We start from the raw sequence: 23,494 nt of genomic DNA, 5'->3' as shown, positions 1-23,494 counted from the left end.
TACTTATAAAACGAAAAAGATTTTCTTAACGATGTTTTTTTACTGCCTATTCGTTATAAAATCTACATTTTGTCCTTACTATATACTAATTAAAAATGGACAATACTTATTTAATAGTCAGGATTATTCTAAAATAGATTTAACTAATTTTAAAAAAAGGGTTCAGCCTTTAAATGACCAAACCCTCGATTTATAACTAAGCTTATACTATAAAAAAATCTAACTACCTCTTCTTTTAAGTACTTTTATAAGGACCAAAAACCTGTGTTACTTTATAACTTTGATTACTGTCATCAAGTATATAAATTGAATATTCTCCTCCATCTGGTTTCACTCGCACAACGATATGACCCTGTGTACTTTTAATTTTAGATAGGTTAGCCCCCAGTCTTTGCCTATTATCTAATGTCATATTTGTAGTAAATACTTGAGTAGAACTTTGTGCTCCATATATTCTGCCAAGTGTTTCCGGATTAGGATGCACATCCCGCCACGTGTGAGCAACTACCACATTAGGCTTTAGGCTTTTCAAAAGCTCCTCGCCATTACAATTGGCAGTACCATGATGATTAGCTTTCATTACATCTACGGATGTTACCACATTAGCAACCGGTGACTCCATATCTTTCCAAGAATATGTAGATCTACCATTGTATTGCAAATCGCCCGCCGTGAAATAATCAAATTCACCATATGACAATACAAGCCCTATGCTCAAAATATTCTCAGGTGGGTCTGCTCGCAACAAATCCTCTCCTTCGGGTAATGTGTTTATAATTTCCGTTCCGGTTCCTTTCCATACTTTTCCGTTTGCTACAATATTTCGAATTTGGAAATTAGGATATTCTATTGGATTTTGTTTTAGTACTATTTGATCAACTTTTCCAACTAAGAATTTCTCTGCTGTAGCACCATATGCGTTTTTAGCCCATTCAATGAATTTAATATAATTCGCTATCAAGGGATTCGAGGTCATATCTGTTGGAAAATTATAATCCGGATATCCTCTATCTATAATTTTATCAAAAGCAATGTTTGTTCCTACTTCTGTAACTCCTCCCATTCTAAAACTACCTAAAGGATTCAAAGGCAAACCTGTATCATAGCTTCCCATATGATCAGGATGAAAATGACTCAGCATAATATAATTCAACTTGTTACTTGCCGTCTTTATAAAATATTTGGTGTAATTGGTTATTGTTAAACCAGGGGATACATTTACATTTGGCTTTTGTGGTGGCGGTGGTATTTCAGCGGTAGGAGAAATCAACGATCCTGCTGCATCAATTAACATCGTAGTTCCATCTGGAAAGATAAATAATGTACTTTCACCACGACCTGTATTTATAGCATGTATATCCAAATACCCCTCCTCCCAATCAGGCAAAACTTTACCTATTACCGATTCGTTATGATGGCCTTCATCATTATTATTTCCAGTTGAATCTTTCTTTCCATTCTCGTCGCACGAAAAAAGAAATATAAAAAATATAAACCCTATCCATTTACTTTTACTTATCATAATTCATTTATTTTACTAATGAAATTTTTTTGGTTTTAAATAAATATAAATTCTATTATTACCCCGTTACACATTTTTTTCACCCTAAAAAACCATAATGACTTGTTTTTTTTAAGTTAATACAACATAGTTAACAAATGATTTTTTTTTGAGTATAAAAAATATTATTCAGATATAATTATATTCAAAACACATCAAATCTTGAAAATTGAACTTGTCTGTTAAAATGTACAACGGAGTATTTTTTTTAAATTAAAACATATTATTAATAATATGGGTTTTGAGATATATTAGGGTTAATTTGAGTTTCTTTAAAAGGAATAGGCCATAAATATTGCCTTTTAGGATCAAAATTTCGTTCAACATGTTTTCTAATCAATCCTTGATCAAATAAAGATGAAAAATCAACAAGTCCATTCTCATCAATTTCAGGAATTTCAGGTAAAAACCATAAACCTTTATCAACAATTTGTTCTCGTAATTCAATAGGGTCTAATAAACCATAAACAGGTCTAGTTAACGCTACTTCAGCTAACCGCCACCGTATAAGATCGGCAAATCTGCGATTTTCCCACGCGAGTTCCACTCTTCTTTCTGTCCTTAAAATGGTACGAAGTTCAGATTGAGAGATAATTTGTACACTTGGATATTCTAAAACTTCAGCTTCATCAACTCCATAAGCCCTAGCTCTTACCTGATTAATAGCATTTAGTGTTGATTCGTCAATTTCATTTAACTCTATATCAGCTTCAGCTTTCATTAACAGTACATCGGCATAACGCATAATAATTATATCGTTATCTACTATTTGATCTAGCCAATCTTCATCCACACCTTTTTTTAAAGTTAATCCGTTATAAGCAGCATAAATATCCACACTACGAGTATCTTTATTTTGTATCATGCTCCCTGTATTAACGTTTAATACCATTTCTGAATTTGGATGTGGATCATAAACCACACCTAAATGCACATTGCCAAAAGGAACAATTGTCTCAGCTAGTCTAGGATCCCTGTTCTTAAACGGTTCTTTTGGATCAAATAATGGAGATTCATCAACTGGTAATCCATCTGTAGCTAAGAATGAATAAAACAACTCCCATGAGGGCTGGGCTGTTGAAGTCCCCCCTACATTTCGAGGAAGCCAACTTCTAGGACTCCACGATGAGTTAAGCTGTTGAGATCTTGGTATTGCAAAAATTGTTTCATCGGAATTTTTTGTGCTTGAAAGAAAATATTCCCCAAAATCAGGATGCAAACTATAAACACCTAAATTAATACAATCTTCAGCAGCACTTTTAACGACTTCCCAATCGGAAACATAAAGAGCAATTCTAGCCTTCATAGCATACGCCGCACCTTTGGTAGCCCTTTTTAACTCACCACTTCCATACACTTCTGGTAAATACTCAGCTGCAAAATCAAAATCTTCATAAATAAAAGGAAGTATAGTCTCCTTGTTAGTCCTACCAATATTAAACGCCTCTTCGATATCAAGATATTTCGTGAAATATGGAACATCTCCATAAAGAAATACTAATGTTCCATAAAAAGTGGCTCTCATAAATCGAGCTTCAGCTTCATAACGATTTCTAAATTCTTCAGCTAATACATTATTCTCTATTTCATGTAGGTTATTGATAATACTATTAGCTCTGGAAATACCTTTGTAAAAATTCACCCAATTACTTTCAGCGTCACTCCAATCACTCGCAATGGTACCTCCCGGAAACGCATATTGTGTGAGCCGTTGATTCCAATTATCAGAATATCTTTCAGTTCTATAGCTAACTTCTGTAGCCCAAAGGTATTCTCTATATAAATCATTGAGAGCCAAATTAAACTCCGTCTGATTAGAGTACCAATTTTCACTCGAACCTGCTGATAATGGGTTCAAATCTAATTCTGAACAAGAAACTATAAAGATAATTCCAAATAAAAATATAAACTTTTTCATAAAATAAAATTTTAAAATTTAACCGATATACCTAAATTAATAGTTGTATTAATCAAACTATCATAAGCTGATTCTGGATCCCATCCATCAGGAAAATGACTAATTGTAAATAAATCATTTACAGAACCATAAACACGAATACTTTTCAGCTTTACCTGGCTAAAAGTGGACTCCGGAAATGTATATCCTAAAACGATGTTTTTTAATCTAAAATAGGCTCCATTAATCAACCAAAAATCGGAAGTGGAATAATTAGCAGATTCACTAGTGTATGATAGCCGAGGGTAAGTAGCTTTTAAATTTTCTTCAGGGGTATTATAATGACTCCAATAATTGCCATCAACAATTTTGGATACATTATGCCATTGTCCTACAAAAGGTTTTGTTAAATTCGAATTTAAATAACTATTTTGCATTCCAACCCCTTGTACCGCTAATGAAAAATCGAATCCTTTATAATTAAGGTCAATAGTTCCCCCATATAAATAGCGAGGTAAAGAACCTCCTAATAAAACTCTGTCATAATCCGGTGAAATAACACCATCCGGCTCTCCATCTGGACCACTTACATCTAAATACTTTATATCACCAGGTTGAACAGAAGAGTTTAATAATGCCGAATTATCTACTTCTTCTTGCGTTTGAAATATCCCATCTGATTTATATCCGTACCACTCATTAAATTCGCTACCTTCACGAATTATTGTTGATCCATCAAAAACAATTCCACTTAACCCCCCCATTTTAGTCTTTGAATCTGATAGATTCAAAGAGATGGTATAACTCAAATCATTTACAACTTCTTTCCATGATACATTAAAATCCCACCCAGTAGTATACATCTCTCCTGCATTTTGAGTAGGATTGGAGAATCCAATATAGTCAGGTATCTCTAAGTCAAGCAGCATCCCTTTGGTTGTTTTTTTATAATAATCTGCATTAAGAGTGAACTTATTCTTAAAAAGTTGCAAATCTAGACCAACATCAAAAGTTTCAGTGGTCTCCCAGGAAATATCTTGGATGGCATAATCTACCTGAGCTGCAGTAGTTGCAGAAACAACGTCATTACCCTGATAAAACAGTCCATTTGAAAAGTTAATATTAGACTGGTATGGATAGTTCCCTATCCTTTCATTACCCATATTTCCCCAGGATCCTCTTATTTTCAAGAAAGAAATGGAGGTCAAATTTTGCATAAAAGATTCTTCCGAAATAGCCCATCCAGCAGAAACCGAAGGAAAATATCCCCATCTATAATCCTGATGAAATCTGGATGATCCATCTAAGCGAAGATTTCCTTGTATGAAATATTTACTTTTATAATCATATGTTGCTCTACCAAAAAATGAACGATAGGAATTTTCATTAGCATAACCAGAGGCCGTTATGAAATCAACAGGTGCTAAATCAAGATAAGGGTAACTGTTTAATTCAAAATTTCTCCCAATAGCCCCTACGCTTTCGTTAAATGCATAAAAATCTTCATATCCAATCATTGTATTAACATTATGTACATTGAAAGATTTCTCATAATTAACGAGAAACTGCTTCGTTAAATTATAACTATCGACTCTTCTTTCAGAAAGATTGGTTGCATTAAATCCTGATATAAACCCTCCAAATTGTGTAGGATCATTCTCAGAATAATACTCTATTTGCTTACGAAACGTTTTATATTTTGTTGATTTAAGATTTGGTGCTACTCTTGCCGTAAAAGATAAATTTTTTGTTGGCTTAAACGTCAAACCTAAGCGACCATTAATATTATTAACCCAATAATCATCGTTTCCACCATAATTAAGCATGGCATATGCATTATCTCCATTTTTTCCTCCAGCAATCCTTCCGTCATCCCACTGAGCAGCATAGATTGGAGCGTAAGAAAGGGCATTCCATACTGGATTGACCATTGGTTCAGTATTATGTGTGTAATTATGAGAGAAATCAACTTCTGCAGATAGGTTATCTGTTATTTCTATTGAATTATTAACTCGGGTAAGAATACGCGTAAATGACCTATGATTATATAAAGCCCCTATATCCTCATATTTAACACTAGCACGAGTATTTACCTTTTCACCCCCTGCACTTATTACCAATTCATGTGACTGTCTATTAGCCTGCCTCTTAAGCAATAAAGACTGCCAGTCTGTAATTGGATATTGATTAGGGTTGCTTTGATTGTTTGAAATCCAATTGTCAACTTCTTCCTGAGCATATAAAGCATATTCTTGACCTGGTGTATTACCAGCATCATTCCATACCCACTCATTAATCATTTCTAAATAACGCTGAGGACCTACTTTCTCAATAAATGCGGTGGGCTTGTCAAAACCTATATTAGAAGTGTATTCTAAATTAATTTGTCCCTCTTTAGCTCTCTTTGTGGTAATTAATATAACGCCTGCAGCTGCTCTAGCTCCATATATTGAAGCTGATGCAGCATCTTTCAAGACAGTGATACTTTCAATGTTACTTGGATTAACATAATTGATATTGTCTATTGGCACTCCATCAACAATAAACAAGGGACTGTTGTCTCCAATAGTTGTAATCCCTCTTACTCTAACACTAGCAGATTCTCCAGGTTCATCGCTTGACCGAGTAACCATCATTCCTGGCATGGTTCCTTGTAATGCTTGTGAAAGTTGTGTAACATTTCTTTTAGATAAAACCTCACCATCCACAGTTGAAATAGAACCTGTTAAATCCTTTTTTCTTTGTATTCCATAACCAACAACTACTATTTCATCTAACTTTTCAGAATCTTCCTGTAAAACTATTGAAAAATTATCTTGCCCATCAACCAAAACCTCTATGGTCACAAAACCTAAATAGGAAATTTCAAGTACTGCTTCTTGATCTGTTACATTTAATGAAAACTTTCCATTAAAATCTGTTTGTACACCATTAATAGTACCCTTTTCAAGAACATTAGCTCCTGCTAATGATTGACCATTAAAATCAGTGACAATACCAGAGACCTGAAAACCTTGTTCAATTTTAATGTCTATTTCTTTCTCTTTAATGAGAATAGTATTGTTTGTACCAAAAACAACATTAAAATTACCTTTCGATAATATTTGATTTAAAAGATCATTTGTTTTAATACTTCCTTTTTTTAATTCTATACTAGGAACGTCTTTAAATATTTCAGATTTATAAGCAAAAGAATAATCCGTTTGCTTATAAATTATATCAAAGACTTCATCAATAGTTAGTATTGTATCAGTGTCAATAACTATTTTAGAATTCTGGGAGAGTAAATCACCCGAAGAAAAACTAAAAACTGATGTACAGAACAATAATATAAATGCCCGCATAATAAATTTTAAATCCTGCTTTCTTTTAATGAAGCAGGGGGTTGTTAATTTAAATTCCATAAATTTGCAATGTGTTAGTTAATTATTTAATTAATACTTCTAGGGGAAGTGAAGGTTTGTTTGTCAGAGATTGAACCCTCTTTCCCTTTTCTTTTTTATACTGAAAAGTTCAGTTTTAGCTTTTTTTTATCCCATAATTCTATTGTAATTTATTTAAGTATTATTGTTTTATTTTTAATTTCATAATGCATATTTGTTGTACCGGTTATAATAGATAGTATTTCTTCGATACTTAATTTTTTGTCTAAACTTCCTTTAAATGTGATTTTTTCGAGAGCATTATCATCAAAAATTACATCGATATCATACCAACGGGATATCACCGTCATTATATCCCTAAGAGGTTTATCCTTAAAACTAAACACACCATCTTTCCAGGAAATCACTCTATAAACATCTACTGAAGCAGACTCCATAGAATTATCAAACAGATTTAAATTTAACTGCTCACCTGGTATTAATGTTTTGCTTTTGTTCAAAGCATTAACTGCCACTTTCCCTTCTACCAAAGTAGTATAGACATTAGTTTCATCTCTATATGCTTTAATATTAAACTCAGTCCCTAACACTTCTACTTCCTGCGCATGGTTAATTACCTTAAATTTTGCTCCTTTGTGTTTACCACTGGGCGATACTTCAAAATAAGCTTCACCGTATGCCAACTCTACATGTCTTGTTTTTCCTTCTATAAAATGAACTGGATACTTTAATTGGGAGTCAGAATTCAACCAGACTTTGGTACCATCAGGCAGCTGTACTAAAAACTGTCCCCCACGTGGGATAGTTAAATAGTTATAAGAAATTTTGGCTTTCTTAAGTGTATCGTTATACACTATATCTCCTGTTGACAACTCTGATTTATATACAAGTTGCGTACCATCACTATGTGCTTCTTTTGTTTGGTAGTCTGTACCTTTTCCCAAAGCTATTTCAGAACCATCATCTAAAGTCAAAATAGCTTTGTCAGTTCCTGTAATTATGGTTTTAGGAGCACTAACAAACGAAGATGTTTCATATTCAATATCTAATTGGTCTTGATTGACGTAATATCCATAGGCTATAAACATTGCAATGGATGCCACCGCTACAAAACGGTAGACTGACTTTTGCTTCGTATAGTTATCGGTTTTTAGATCAAGCTCAGCACTAATCTTTTTCCATAAGTATTTGGTTTCTGCATTGGGCTTAAGAAATCTTAAATCCGGTTTATTTAACCTTTCGGGATCCCAATTTTCCAATATCTTATTTTCTTTTCCTGAACCTCTTTTATCATAATAACGTTGAAATAGTTCAGTGACTATTAATATTTGTATCCACTTCTCTTTATTGTTATTCTCCATATTAAACAAGCCATTATTAAACTCTATTTATATATCGTTTACACTGCCCTTTTTTTTCCCTCTTTTTACGTTAACAAAATGTTACCTTTATCTACACGCTGATTATCAATACCTTAAAACAAAACAAAATAATAAGCTTGCCATTGTCGTAAGTTTTAAATATTATTTTAATAATATTTTGTTAACCTATTTTCATGCCTATCTAAAACTATTTTTGATAATCTTGCACTGAAATTACTGTTTTGCCCATGTTTCATTCCGATAAAGATTTATTAGTAGCTATCTATGATAAAAAGGATGAGAAAGCATTTAAAATTTTTTATAACAGATATGCCAATCTCCTTCTACATTGGGGAATGAAACACACAGGTAATAAGGATATTGCTTCAGATATCGCACAGAATTTTTGGGTTATATTTTGGTCTAAACCCTATGCTATAAAAACCGATAAGGAAGATAATGCTAGAAAATATCTTATCCACTATTTTACATATAGGATGTTTGATTATTTGCGCTCGTCTGCTGCAAAATCATTTGGAAATGAATATATTTTAGAAACTTTAAGTAAATCTGAAAGTTATTCCCATATAATTGAAAATATACAAGTAGATGAAATACTTGAAGTTATAGATAATCTTCTAAAAGTTTTCCCTGAATTAACACAACAAATATTTAAAGAAGTATGGGAAAATAATTCATCTGTTAAAGCAGTCTCACAAAAATTAGGAGTTAGCGAAAAAGTAGTAAGAACTCATCACAAAAAAGTAATAACATTGGTAAGAAATAAAATTCAAGATTTGTTAAATGACACAACAGATTTAAAATCCCAAAAAACTATTATTAAAATCATAATTTTAATAGGTCTAATTTCTTAATTAAAAAAGGTTTTCTTAACGATGTTTTTTTAAACAGTTTAAAAACAAGAGATGACCTTTCCTCCCTTATAAAATTCATTTTAAAAACAGAGCATTGAAAACATGCTCAAAAATTGAGCATAAAACACATTAAGAAAGAACTAGAATAAATTTACAGTTATGAAAAACACAGCACAGACTGTTCTAAATGAAATATAAAGCACTGTAAAACAGCCCTCATATGCTCTCTTAACTTGATTTGAGTTTATCAAATAACCTAAAGATTATCTTGGTTGTACTAAAAAGTTGTACTTATAAATCGTATTTATAAATCAATAAACATAGCATTTGTATATGCAAAACCCACACATTATACGTCAAACAATGCCCTTAATGATTTTTTTTCTTTTTAAACTAAACACTAAGTATATTTATCAACTGAGCTATTATGTTTTGAGACTTAAGTTTTACTTATTGATAAAAACATAGGGAAGAGAGCCTTTATCAATTTCTTGATTAAGTTCCAATATAACAACTTCCCCGATTCATAAATTCATCAAAACTTATAAATTATGATTTAAGGATGCCATCCCAACCTTTATTTCTAATTTCTGCACCTACTTCTCGTAAAACTTTCACGTCTTCGGGGTGCATTTCCCCCGACGGTAATGGCCCTGTATTTAACAATAAGTTAGCAGGATAACTGTTTGCCTTTTGCAGCATTGCAATAACCTCTTCCTTGTTTTTATGATTGCCATCTTCTGATTTTGTATACCCCCAACCTTTACGTTGTAAATGATCACAGATTTCCAAGGGTTTTTCAATTACTTCATCTTTACTATACTTACGTTCAGGAGCTAAAAAATCTTCGGTTCCTAGCATCCCTTGTTTATATGAAACTAAGGCTTGAGGCTGTTTCGAATGCACTAAATCGTATAATTCTTGAATTTTAAACTTACTCCTATCTCCTGATGCTGGCGTTGAAAATCCGTCTAGCCAAATACCTGCAATAGGAGCATAATTAGTTAAAAGTTCGTTTACTTGATTGCTCATAAACTCCAAGTAAATATCTAAATTATGTTCATCTCCATATTTATAATAAGGCTCTTGTGTTTTGTATTTTGGACGTGCAGCACCACCCCACTGATCATTATTTGGTGCATGCGGATGTTGCCAATCTCTACCATGTGAATAATAAAGAAAAAATGCTAATCCCTTTTTATTGCATTGTTCTGAAAGTTCAGCTACTAAATCTCTTTTCGCGGGTGAATTGGTGCTTTTAAAATCGCTAAATTGGGTATCCCACAAACAGAAACTATCATGATGGCGTGTTGTTAAATTGATATATTTCATACCCGCTTCCAAAGCTAAATCGGTTATGAAATCGGCATCAAATTTTTCGGCTGTAAATTCATCTTTAAGTTTAGCATATTCTGCTACATGAATCTGTTCATTATACATAACCCATTCGTGCCTTCCTAAAATAGAATACAACCCATAATGAATAAACATACCGTAACGAGCATCTCTGAACCAATCTATTGATGCTTTTCGAGGGTCTTTTTGATAATCATCTTTTACATCACTTAAGTAAAGAGGAATATTATTTCCTTTTAGACTAATACAATTAGTCATTAAAAATGCCCCTGTAGTTGCTAGGGCTGAAAGCTCTATAAATTTTCTTCTATCCATTTTAGCCTTAATTAATCGTGTTTAGTTTTTCTAATATTATTAAAATCAACTTCTTTAAAATATTTATCTAAAATATATTGAGGTTGTTTATCATCTGGATTTTGTTTTAATTTTTTATAGTCATATTCCATTGGAAGAATTTTATCTGGAGACATGTTTGCTGTATCATCTGATTTCAAGTACCATAAAGCCATTAGTTTTGATAATTCATCAACTTTAGCTTTATTAACAGGGTTTTCAGCAAGATTGTTCAACTCTAAAGGATCATTCTTCAAATTAAATAATTGCTGATAATTTTGGTTTGGATATGTAATCAATTTCCATTCATTGGTTCTTACAGCTCTTACCGTATTTCGATATGCTGAATATAATGATTTGCGGGTTTTAGCATTTTCACCTTTTAATATTGCAGCAAAATTTTCTCCATCAATATTTTTAGGCTGTGGTATACCACATAAATCTGCTAACGTTGGAAAAATATCATATAAATATAGTAATGCATTGCTTTTTTGGTTTTTAGTAATTCCAGGTCCACTCATGATTAAAGGTACTTTTATACTATGCTCATATAAGTTTTGTTTCCCTAATAACCCATGGCTTCCTATAGCTAAACCATTATCGGAAGCAAAAACTATAATAGTGTTATCATATAATTTCTGATCTTTTAAAGTTTGAATAATATCACCAATACGCGCATCCATATGACTAATTAGCGCATAGTAATCTGCTAAAGATGCACTTATTAATTCGCTGGTTCTTGGCCATGGACCTAAAGTTTCATCTCTAATATTCATATTATCGAATTTAAAAGGGTGCCATGGTTTAAAATTACCAGGAAATGGTAAAGCATCATCTTTATACATTCCTACATAATCTTCTCGAGGGGATCTAGGATCGTGAGGTGCGCTAAATGCCACATAACAGAAAAAAGGTTTTTTTGTGTTTTCTTTGGTATAATTATTCAAATATTCAATTGTTGCATCTGCAAACAAATCGGTTGAGAAACCTTTTTCTACAGGCACTGTTAATTTTTTATTGGCATCCAAATCTCTCATAGGAACGCTAAAGTGATTGGACATACCCATGGCCATAACATTTTTTCCTTTATCAAAACTTTCTTCGAAAACGAATTCTTCATTATGCCATTTTCCAGTAGCAAATGATTCATAACCATGTTGGTTAAAAAAAGAGGGCATCGTTACACTCCCTTTTAATTTATCATATACATGAAATAAACTTTTACCACTTAGTAACATGGCTCTACTTGCAGCACATACAGCACCATGGTTTCCCCCCATAACATAAGCGTTTTCAAAAAGAGTTCCTGCTTGGGCTAATTTATCTATATTAGGCGTTTTTATGTAAGTGTTCCCACTTGCTCCTATTGCATCAGCTCTTTGATCATCAGTAAAAATGAATAAAATATTAGGTTTTTCGCTATTTGTATGTTGTGCATAACCTTTAGTATTATAAAAAATACTTGTTAAAATAAGAACTCGTAATATTAGTTTAGCCATAAATAATTCATTTTTTAGTAATTAATGTAGATTTAATTGCAACGTTTTACTACTTATAATTAAGTTATAAACTTAAAACAATCAATATTTTTACTTTGGTATTAGTTATATTTAACAAATCTAACCATTTAGGATTATTATAATTGTACCAGAAATATCAATTGGGGATGATAAATGTTGCATTAGCTTTTTTTATTAGTAAACCACTTAGGAAACCATAAAAAGTAATTAAAAATTACACGTTGATAAAAAAACGTCACAAACATTAAAGTCATGACGTTTTTTCATTTATATAAATATCATATTAACATTACCACTCTTCAAATATTAAATCTTTTTCTACTGGCTGACGTAAAACTAAAGTATCTTCCACCTCATAATTTTTACCACTTAATGTAAAACTATAGCTTAAAGAAATTGAACGATCGTTATTTAAGGTCCCCGTCCCAACTAAATTAGTAACTCCAGAACTAGGGGCATCTATATATATGGCATTAGTTGATTCATCAATATTGATAACAAAATTTTGATTAGTAAAGGTTCCAATACCTGAAGTTTTAACTGAATTTCTATCTACCGTACTAAGACCCCATGTTTGATTATTTACATCATCGGTATTATTATATATTGTTTCACTTATAAGACCTCCACTACCATCTACTTCTTTTTGAGTGCCTTTATGATAATACACTCCTGAATAGGAACTAATATATTTTACTACCAAAATAGTATAATTTTTAGGAATATCTATAACTGTTCCATCAGGGTCAAAACCACCTATGGAATCTAAAGAAGAATTTGTTATTTTCAATGGTAAAGCATACGTATTTTGTGTAGCTAATGGATCATTTGTAAACAACTCTTTATTTAACGTCACAGCAACGTCTCCAATAAATTCTCCTATAGGAATAACCATTTTAGAAGTATTACTTAATTTATAATAAGAACTAGGCAATAAAGTAAACACATCCGCCCCATCTACTGTATTTAATAAGTCTGGATCTATTTCAAAATCAGCGTATTCTTCAACTGTATTTTCTCTTTTACCTCCTAATGAAACACCTACTTTAAATGACATTTCATCATAAGAAACAATGGTTCGTAATGGTTTTTGAGTTGCAAAATAGACTGTTGTTTTATCAAAATCTCCAGTAAAATCTTCGTATGATTCACATGAAGTGAATGCTGCACCAGTAACAATCAATACTAATGCGATTTTGTTTATATATGTTTTCATTTGTATGTTCATTTTGAATTAATTTTACCAACCTAAGTTATTTATTAAATTAGGGCTTTTTGATAGCTCATCATAGGGTAGTGGCGCATAATAATACTTTAAACTATTAAAATTTCGTTCTTCAACATCCACCTCAACAAAGTTTAAAGAATCATCGGTGTTTTTAGTTATTTTTATACCCTTGACTGTTTCATCCAAAGGCAACAAGTTCCTTCTAAGGTCAAAATATCTATGGTTCTCGAACGCTAATTCTAAACGTCTCTCATTTTGGATCAATTTTCTAAATTCATCTTTTCCTAAAGCTGCAACTTCATCCACATAGGTATTATCAGTAATTCCTGCTTTTGTTCTAATAGATTTAATTATACTTATAGCATTTTGTGTAACACCAGTCCCTACACCTGTAGGACCAAAGGCTTCATTAGCAGCCTCAGCAAGGTTTAAATATAGCTCGGTTCTACGAAAGTAAGGATTATAGTGCCGTGAACTACTAGAGTTATCTACACTTATTAAACCTGGTTGTAATGATAACCATTTTCTAACATAATACCCCGTTCTTGTGTTTCCAGAAAACTTTTCTTTGGAATCTAAACCTCCTACAAAGGTTTCTAAATCCCTGTTATTAAAACTACTGCCGTTATATAAAACGTTTAAATACAACCTAGGATCTCTGTTATCATAAGGGTTAGTTTCATCATAGTTTGATCGAGCATCATGAATTGGATAGCCATTTTGAGAATAAAAGGCATTTACTAAATTTTGAGATGGCCCTGTTCTTGCTGCTCCAAATTCTGCTATTGGATAATTATTGTTTTCTAAATTAGAATTAGTAAAAAAACTTCTCCAAATAAATTCTGTTGGTGTAGTATTGCTATCAAAATCTGATTCCGACAAACTTGAAAAAGCACCAATTTTATTAATGGCGTCTTGTGCATACACAGCCGCTGTTGTCCATTTATTAATATATGTGGTTTGGTCTACTACTGAAAATTGCCCCATACCTGTAAGAGACACCACATCATCTGATTGATAAGCTGGACTGGCAGCATATAAAGATACTCTTGATTTTAATGCTAAAGCTACTTGTTGGTCTGCTCTTCCTAAGTTATTAATACCTGTAGTAGGGTTTGAACCTGTATATTTGAAAGGCAGATAAACAATAGAAGAATCAATATCTTTTATAATTTGAGCTATACATTCTTCGTAAGAATTTCGTTTTACAGATTCAAAATCTGTTGCTTCTTCTTGCGATAAGGATTTTAAAACAATTGGATACCCTAAGGCTTCACCAGTAGCTGTTTTTCCACCATAAACTTGTAGTAAATGGAAACTCCACCAAGCACGTAAATAGTATGCTTCTCCCTTTAAATTATCTCTTTTTAATTGATCTTCTGTTTCTGATGTGATATCATAAATAACACCATCTCCTAATCCGTTTTCAAAGAATATGTGAATATTTCTTAATTGATTATAGGCATTATCCCATTGACCAATTGGGTTATTATTTGATGTTAACCCTCCTGAACCTATACGAAAAATCCCATTAGAATAACTATTTGTAACTGCATTATCGGTAGCAGCATCTAAAAAGTCGCCTCCATATCCATCTATAATAGTATTTGGTAAATTTCCGTAGGCATTAAGAAGGAGGCCTTCCATATTTTCGGGCAATCCAAAAGCATAATCTTCATCAAAGGTATTTTCTATTTCCGGTTCAAATGAACAGGCTATATTTAGTATTGCGAATACAATAAATATAATTTTTATAAAATTATTTTTCATCTTTTCTTATTTTTTTAAAATGCTACAGATACACCTGCAGTCAAAGTTCTAAACAAAGGGTAATTAGTTACACCTGAATTTGGAACTTCAGGGTCTAAATCTTTCACACTAGATAACACAAAAAGGTTTGTACCTCTTATATAAAATCGTGTTGTTTTAGCCAACCATAAATCATTTGAAAAGGAATAGCTTAACTCTACATTTTTTAATCTAAAAAAAGCTGCGTTTTCCATCCAAAATGTTGATGACACAGTATCATTTATAGGATTTAAAGTAGTCAGAATTGGCTGCGTACCGTTAGGATTATTTACAGAATGAAATCTATCCGACGCCAACACAGAGTATTTACCTTCGCCATTGTTTCTGTAATAAGAATTACTCTTAATCATATCAACTCCAGAATCTGCAACACCTAAAACAGACACTCCAAAGCCTTTATATTGTGCATCTAAATTAACTCCAAAACTAGACCTAGGAAAACTGTTGCCAATAACAGTTCTATCCTGTTCATTAATAACCCCATCGTTATTTAAATCTTTATACGAAATATTTCCAATACCATAAGGTCCTAAGTTTTGTATAGGTGCAGCATCAACCTCTTGCTGAGTTTTAAAAAGCCCATTAGATACATATCCAAAAATAACATCGGAAGCACGCCCCTCAACATTTAAATTAACATCAATATTATTAATGGCATCGGCAGATTTTACGTTATTTTTAGAAATCAAAAAGTTAGCACCAAAGTTTAATTTTAACGCACCAAAATTTTTAAACCAATTTACGCTTCCATCAATCCCTTGATTTGCTACCGTCCCTATGTTTTCTGGTATTTTAATTGCCCCAACAATAGAGGATGTAGTAGATGAAGGATTAGAAGAAATAATATCATCTCTAGTTTCATGAAAATAGTTGAACTCGAATTGTAAGGCTTTATTAAATACTAAACCTTCAATACCAACATTAAATTCTTTTGATTTTTCCCAAACTAAATTAGGATTTCCAAAATTATCAAACCCAGTTCTTACGGCACTTGCAGAGTTTCGTTCACCTAAACTAATAGTCCCATTTCTAGAATAACGTGTTTCATATAAATAAAAATCAGTTGCTGCATCGTATCCTAATATTCCGTAGCTTGATTTTAGTTTCAGAAAATCAATCGCTTTATAAGAACTCATAAAAGGCTCTTCACTGATTACCCAAGCAGCACCAACCGCGTGTGATAAAAACAGTCTGTTTTTTCCAACAAATTTATTACTTTCCATTAAAGCATAAGTTAATTCAAAAAACAACTTGTTTTTATAAGCATAATTCGTTTTTAAAGCTGTGTTCCCATTTTTAATATGCTGACGTCTTGAATTTTCTTGATTTAAATAGTAGAAATACGATAAATCTGCAATTAACTGATTGTCCTTATTTATCTTTAATTTATACTTTAAATTTGAAGTCCACCCTAACGATCTTGTAATATTGCTACTCCTTTCAGTCCGGTCGCGCTCAATAGTCCTTTGATTTAATTTGGTGTACTCTATCATACTCGCATCTACATTATAAGCAAGGGCATAGCGAATAGGGTTACTTATTTGATCGGCAGCATGGTATTGATAATTATCAAAATTAAGTGTTGTAGTTGCCGATAAGCCTTTTGCCGTATTATTTAAGTCCCAATCTAAACCAAAGTTAGTTTGTCCATAAAAGAATTGATATTCTTGGTAACCACCATACATCATATCACCATAAAGACTTTGTTTATTTTGATAAGACCCCCCTAATGGTGGAATAATTTCATCACCTAAAGAAGCAGCTTCTCCGCTAAAATTAGGATCTTGAATTAATAATGGAAACTCATTAGGTCGTTCTGTATTTATTTTACCGAAAATTTGATCCTGACCTAATTTACCCCATTTTCTAGATTCGATTATACCATTACCTTCAATATGACCTACAAGATTATCAGATATTTTAAAATCTAAATTACCACGAACATTAATTCTATCTTGAGATACTTGTTCTCCTATTTTTTCGATACCATTAGTACCAATATAACCTAAATAAACCCCATATTGCGATTCATTAGTCCCCCCTGAATATTCAAAATTTACTTTTCTAATTGGAGCACTTTCATTTAAGAAATAATCATTATGGTTAATATTAGGGTATTGCTGATCATTTTCGCCACTACTGGCGTAATAGCCCGCAATATCTGTTGTTGAATATAGTGGTAAAAAACCATCATTTCCTAAAGCTTCATTATAAAGCGTAGCGTAATCTCCACTATTTAAATATTTAGCCATTCTGGTATTCATATTAGTACCATATTCTAAAGATGCTTTAATTACTTGCGTATCAACACGCCCTTTTTTAGTTGTTACCAATATTACACCATTAGCGGCACGCGGGCCGTATAATATTTTAGCTGTAGCATCTTTTAAAACTTCTATACTTTCAATTTCCTCAGCTGTTAAAAACTCTAAAGGACGTTCTATACCATCTACAATAGTCAGTGCAGTATTAGCCGATTGCCTTCCTAAACCACGGACATAAATATTAGGCTGATTGTTACCCAATCCATTAGTAGTCATTTGTGTAGAAACACCAGCTAACCTACCTTGTAATGCATTATGAAAAACTACATCTGGTTGAGACTCTAACTCTTTACCTGACACTTTACTTACAGCACCTGTTAGAGCACGCTGCGTTGTTTTTGTATTTGCAGGAAGCCTAATAACATGCTCATCGCCTGTGAAAAGGGCAGCTTTTTTAAGTATAGTTTTACTTTCTACCTTTTCTGATTTTAAATAGACTGTTTTACTTTGGTAGCCATTTGCACTGATTAACATAATATTTTCTGGCATTGCTTTTATAGAAAAATTGCCTTGTAAATCGGAATGTGTTTCCACTAATCCATCACCCAAAACAATCAATGCATCAGGGATTGGATTATCGTTTTCATCAACCAAAATAGATTGAATAGTTAAGGATACTACTTCTTGAGCATGAACATAACTATTTAAGTTCACCATTATCAAAACAAAAAAAGCAGATATTAATTTGATTTTATAATTCTCCATTATTTTAATTTCTTTTAAAGTATTAATAATTACCATCCTGGATTTTGTTTATAGTTAAACAAATCTTGCGCATCAGTTTCAGACACCGGGTACCAATAATTTCTTAAATTGAAAACACGCTGTTCCGTTGGTAAATCAATATACTCGTATGTAAAGTTTAGTGTGCTTTTATCTGCAACACCAGCATGGCCCGTTGGAGGCGTAGCTACTAAACCTCTTATTGGATTTTTAAAAACATCTTCAGCAATCATCCAACGCCTTAAATCATGCCATCTGTGATTTTCCCACATAAGTTCTACGGCACGTTCGTTTCTAATTCTATCTCTAAAAACATCTTTATTGGTAGTAAATTCTGCCAATACGTTTGGCATGTCAACTCTATTTCTAATAATATTAACAGCTTGAACTGCCGTTAAACCATAGCCTTTTGGATCTGCATTCGGACCATATGCTTCATTCATAGCTTCCGCATAATCTAAATAAATTTGAGCTACTCGAATGTAAATTGAGTTTAAGGCATAAATGTCATAAAGTTTAGTAAAATTATTTGCTTCTGGCCACAGGTACTTTTTTATCATGTAACCCGTAAACATTCTATTTTTAGTGTATTGACTGGCTAAATTTATTTTGTAATCACGCCCATCCACATACAATTCTTGATAAATTGCTTGACCACTTGCATTTACCCCCCATTCTTCACCAGGAACAATAACATTGTTATAAAACCTTGGATCTCTATTTACAAACGGATTTGTAGGATTATAGCCAGATCTAGAATCACTTATTGGATAAGCTGATGTTCCATTAATAACCTCAAACATATCTACTATATTTTGAGTAGGATTGGAATAGGCCGTAGCATCATTACCTGTCCCTCCAGAAAAGTATTGAGGAATATAATTACAACGTAAGCCCCTAGATTGACTAGAACGTTTTCCTGCATCTAATCGAAACCAAATAGACTCTGGAGAGGCCTGAATACCATCAGTATAGAATATGTTTTTATATTCCGATTTATCCATTAATCTAAAGTTAGCACCGCCAGACCCCGCATTAATATATTTAATAACATCATTAGCATATTCTGCTGCGCGTTCTGTCCAAGCTTGACTATAACTTAAATACTGAGTGCTAGAGATATCGTTTTGCATTAATGGACTAGCTGCATATAATGTGGCCATTGATTTTACAGCCATAGCTGCCCCTTTAGTAACACGACCAAATTCGTTTTCGTTCCATACATCTGGTAAAAGAGGTATAGCTTTATTTAAATCTTCAATTAGCAACTCTGAACTTTGTGAATATGTTAAACGCTCTAAATCCGTATTATCATTAGAAGAAAATGCTTTATCTAAAGCTGGCATACCACCTGCACGTTGTATAATTTGAAAATAATACCACGCCCTAAAAAAGTAGGCCTGACCTAACAATTCAGCTGTTTGTTTCTCAGAAACACCTGGTACTTGGCTATCTTCTAATCGAGTAATTACTTTATTGGTAATTCTAATGGCAAACACAGCATTGGTAAATGCCGAACCTTGGTCGTAGCCTGCAGTTCCTCCCCAACCTATTTCAGGAATACCAGCCCATCGATTTGACCAGGCTCCAGAATTCAGTGCTTGTGCTATGTTACCGTTATAGGGACTACCAGCTTCATCGGAAAGTGCGTTAATTGTAGTTCTATCTAATCCTTGTGAACGCCAATGATGAATATCCAAAAGAACTTCATAACAATTATCTAAATACCCTCGAGTTGATTCATAACTTGAGAATACATCCTCTTCTGTAAGTCCTAAATCAGGATTAACATCTAAAAAATCTTCGCAAGATGCCACACTTATAAAAGCTATGAGCATCCATATTTTATATATTTTCATTTTTATGTCTTCTTAAATTAAAATGCAACTCTTAAACCTAAACTAAATCTCTTTACTATCGGGTAATCACCTGTTCCTCCTGATTCAGGATCTAACTGATCATTATTTAACTTAGACCATGTGTATAAATTATTACCATTAGCATATAGTTGTGCTGAAGTTAAGCCTAACTTTTTTACGGCTCCTTTTTCAAACCTATAACTTAACTCAACACTTTTCAACCTAATGTAAGAACCATCTGCATAGGTTAGAGTACTTGCCGTTCTGTTATGTGTATCGGTTAAATGCAACGCTGGTTTTGTTGCTGTGGCATTATTTGGGGTCCATCGATCACCTACATCTTCATTAGCTTGAATAAAATTTATAAAATTGAAATAATAAACATTTGGAATAATATACCCCACATCTGAAACACCATAAAAATTAGCTGATAATGCAAAATTCTTATAATCCAGATTAATCCCTAATGAATAGGTTCGTAACGGGAAGCCAATATTTTTATCCATGGCCACATTATCTGCATTTGTTATGACACCATCTCCGTTATAATCTACATATAAAGCATCTCCTGGTATTAAATTTCCTTGTGAAATACCTAAACTAGGTGTTGCCCCATTATAAATATCATCCAAACTTTGGTACAAACCAGCTTCTAACAATCTGCTAGACCAACCAATTGGTTTTCCTGCTTGTTGTAAATATTCAGGTTTTAAGCGTGGATCATTTCTATATACCACTCTATTTTCAGAAAAAGCGGTGTTAAAATTAACTCTATATTTAAGGTTTTCAGTAATATTATCTTTCCAAGCCACTTGCATTTCGTAACCATGTTTTTTGGTTTCTCCAATATTACCAGTTGCTAAATCTGGAACACCTACAAAAGTAGGGAGCCTAACATCCATTAAAATACCTGTTCTTTGTTCTTTATATAAGTCTAAACTAAATTCTATTTTTTTCAATGCATCTAGTTTAAAACTTAGGTTGTATACTTTACTTTCTTCCCAAGTTGAATTTAAATTAGCTAAAGCACCTTCTGTATATCTTGGTCCATAGTTTGTTAAATTATCATAGCCTAAATTAATACCAGCATTGGCTATTCCAAAGGATTGAAAATATTGAAAACGCGCTCCTGGATCGTCACCTGTTATACCGTAAGAAAAGTTAATTTTAAATAAATCTAACCAGTTTTCAGTCATTTTTTTAATAATTGGCTCTTCTGAGGCTACCCATCCTAAGCCAATTGAAGGAAAGAAACCAAATCGTTGTCCTTCTGCAAACTTTTCTGAACCAGAATAAGAGCCATTAGCCTCTAATAGATAACGATTTTTATAATAATAATTTACACGTCCAATCCATTCTTCTCTTTTGGCAGAGTAACTCGTTCTGTATGTATCTAATTGCCTCCACATTATAGCATTGGCACTAACGCTGTGGTTTCCAAAAAGGCGCTTATAATTAAATTGAAATTTATAATTCAATCTTCTTCCGTAAGCGTACAAACTTGGAGTTGTTGCTGTTACGGGATCACCTTGTGAGGTATCATCTGGAAATCTAATTTCATTTAATATAGGATAGTCAACCTGCCCATCTGCTCCAACGGTAGGATTGGAATAATCATAAGTTCTATAATATCTAATAATCCCAACACCTGCAGACCCAAGACCACCTCGAAGTATTCGTTTTTCGTAACTTGATTCAGAGGAATAATTAATACTTCCTTTAAAATCCAGTCCTTTCGTTAAAAAATCCAAACCTTGAGTTACTTCGGCATCATAGAAACCTTGAAAATATTGATAGGTTCTTTTGCCTCCTTCATTCAGCGCCATTATAACGTTCGATTCTCCTGTTGTACTATCGCCATAAATACCTTCTTCATCAGTAATAGGAAACAAATTCCTAGGTGCCGTAAACAATAAAGAAAAGAATTGGGATTGCCCAAAACCATCTTCTCCTCCGCCATCAATACGATAACCTGGCTGGGTTCTTTCTCTGTAATTTCCAGAGAAATTTATACTAAACTTTGTTGTTGGTGTTACATCAAAATCAAAATTAGAACGCCAATTGTACTTTTGTAAACCAAAAGCAGGGTCATAATCTTCATTGGGTGTTGTTTTAAAAATATCACCATCATTTCTATATCCTAAAGACACGAAATATTTTACTAACGTAGACCCACCGCTCATACTCATATTATAAGTTTGCTCTAAACCTGTACCCATAATCTCATCTGTCCAAGCCACTTCTGGAAAATATATATTGTATGGTCCTCTTTGCTCATAATTTTCTTCCCATGCAGTAATTGTGGATTCAGGAATTAATTGTCCCCAATTTTTATCATTAGCCGCTGCTTCATTATATAAATTTTGAGCAGTAATATAATCTGCAAAACGTGGCTTTGCGGTAGATTGTTTAAAACCAATATTGGTATTGAAATTAAATTTAGGAGTTCCTATCTTACCTCGTTTTGTTGTAATTAAGATAACACCATTTGCACCTCTTACACCATAAACTGCCGTGGCAGATGCATCTTTTAAAACAGAAATAGTTGCAATTTCATTAGGATCCAAATTGTTTATATCACGTTCAATACCATCTACTAATGTTAGTGGCCCGCCATCACCTTGCCAAGATGAACGCCCTCTTAAATACAAATCGGCAGCATCGGCACCTGGTTTGCCACTGCTGCTAATTGCTGTTAATCCAGGAATGGCACCTTGTAAGGATTCTGAAATGGTACTTACAGAACCAACTTGTTGTAAGGATTCTCCTTTAATAGATTCTACAGCTCCAACCAAAGTTTGTTTTGTTTGGGTAGAGAAACCAACAATTACTATCTCGTTTAAACTTGTGGTATCGGGTTCCATATCTATTGTTACTGTAGAAGCAGAAATAATATTAGCAATAACTTTTGTTTTATAGCCTATATAACTAATTTCTATATTAGAATTGTAATCAACTTTTAAGCTAAATTGTCCATCAAAATCTACAGTGGTTCCTTTTGATGTGCCTTGTTGAATAATGGTAGCTCCTACCAATGGTACTCCTAATTCATCCAGTACTTTCCCTTTTATTATGATATCTTGCTGGACCTCAACGCTAGAAAATTCTTTATTTATAGCCAACAAAACATGTGGTATACAAATTAAAATAACACATAACGATGCGCTGAATAGCCTAATAGGTATTTTCATTGTTTTATTTAAAAAACGAAAAAAAAACTCTTTACAATCTGTTCTCATATTCATGAAATAATTTAGTTTGTTTA

At 32.8% G+C, this 23,494-nt stretch carries 12 protein-coding genes; 1 reads left to right on the top strand and 11 read right to left on the bottom strand.

The genetic code is table 11. The features are described from left to right. Positions 1-235: 235 nt before the first annotated feature. The 4 genes from APS56_RS15605 to APS56_RS15590 form a co-directional block, all read right to left on the bottom strand. Entirely contained in the window at positions 236-1,522 is a 1,287-nt protein-coding gene (locus tag APS56_RS15605; RefSeq protein WP_054730521.1) for a ComEC/Rec2 family competence protein, read from the bottom strand. Positions 1,523-1,787: 265 nt separating this feature from the next. After that, entirely contained in the window at positions 1,788-3,479 is a 1,692-nt protein-coding gene (locus APS56_RS15600; protein ID WP_054730518.1) for a RagB/SusD family nutrient uptake outer membrane protein, read from the bottom strand. 11 nt (positions 3,480-3,490) lie between these two features. Then, complete coding sequence (locus APS56_RS15595) at positions 3,491-6,802, bottom strand: SusC/RagA family TonB-linked outer membrane protein (RefSeq protein WP_157757688.1); 3,312 nt, start codon at positions 6,800-6,802, stop codon at positions 3,491-3,493. A gap of 209 nt (positions 6,803-7,011) precedes the next feature. Beyond that, complete coding sequence (locus tag APS56_RS15590) at positions 7,012-8,202, bottom strand: FecR family protein (protein ID WP_054730510.1); 1,191 nt, start codon at positions 8,200-8,202, stop codon at positions 7,012-7,014. Positions 8,203-8,450: 248 nt separating this feature from the next. Here APS56_RS15590 and APS56_RS15585 point away from each other — a divergent pair, with 248 nt between their 5' ends. Beyond that, entirely contained in the window at positions 8,451-9,077 is a 627-nt protein-coding gene (locus tag APS56_RS15585; RefSeq protein ID WP_054730507.1) for an RNA polymerase sigma factor, read from the top strand. Positions 9,078-9,626: 549 nt separating this feature from the next. On the opposite strand, the gene APS56_RS15580 is transcribed toward APS56_RS15585, so the two are convergent. The 7 genes from APS56_RS15580 to APS56_RS15550 form a co-directional block, all read right to left on the bottom strand. Continuing rightward, positions 9,627-10,748, bottom strand: coding sequence for an alpha-L-fucosidase (locus APS56_RS15580; protein ID WP_054730504.1), 1,122 nt, complete (start codon positions 10,746-10,748; stop codon positions 9,627-9,629). Positions 10,749-10,759: 11 nt separating this feature from the next. After that, positions 10,760-12,265, bottom strand: coding sequence for a sulfatase family protein (locus tag APS56_RS15575; RefSeq protein WP_054730501.1), 1,506 nt, complete (start codon positions 12,263-12,265; stop codon positions 10,760-10,762). 310 nt (positions 12,266-12,575) lie between these two features. Then, positions 12,576-13,502: a DUF1735 domain-containing protein gene (locus APS56_RS15570; RefSeq protein WP_157757687.1), complete on the bottom strand. Its 927-nt coding sequence runs from the start codon at positions 13,500-13,502 to the stop codon at positions 12,576-12,578. A gap of 24 nt (positions 13,503-13,526) precedes the next feature. Further along, positions 13,527-15,284, bottom strand: a complete 1,758-nt coding sequence (locus APS56_RS15565; RefSeq protein ID WP_054730496.1) for a RagB/SusD family nutrient uptake outer membrane protein — start codon at positions 15,282-15,284, stop codon at positions 13,527-13,529. 14 nt (positions 15,285-15,298) lie between these two features. Continuing rightward, positions 15,299-18,388, bottom strand: a complete 3,090-nt coding sequence (locus APS56_RS15560) for a SusC/RagA family TonB-linked outer membrane protein (protein ID WP_054730494.1) — start codon at positions 18,386-18,388, stop codon at positions 15,299-15,301. After that, positions 18,382-20,229 carry a RagB/SusD family nutrient uptake outer membrane protein gene (locus APS56_RS15555; protein WP_054730491.1) on the bottom strand — a complete coding sequence of 616 codons (1,848 nt, stop codon included), beginning with the start codon at positions 20,227-20,229 and terminating at the stop codon, positions 18,382-18,384. The genes APS56_RS15560 and APS56_RS15555 overlap by 7 nt, the downstream gene beginning before the upstream one ends. Before the next feature lie 17 nt (positions 20,230-20,246). Continuing rightward, complete coding sequence (locus APS56_RS15550; protein ID WP_157757686.1) at positions 20,247-23,420, bottom strand: SusC/RagA family TonB-linked outer membrane protein; 3,174 nt, start codon at positions 23,418-23,420, stop codon at positions 20,247-20,249. Between the last annotated feature and the right edge of the window lie 74 nt (positions 23,421-23,494).

This window comes from Pseudalgibacter alginicilyticus (assembly GCF_001310225.1).
GTDB lineage: Bacteria > Bacteroidota > Bacteroidia > Flavobacteriales > Flavobacteriaceae > Pseudalgibacter > Pseudalgibacter alginicilyticus.
The sequence above is the reverse complement of the archived record's forward strand: the minus strand, read 5'-3'. Positions and strand labels throughout refer to the sequence as shown.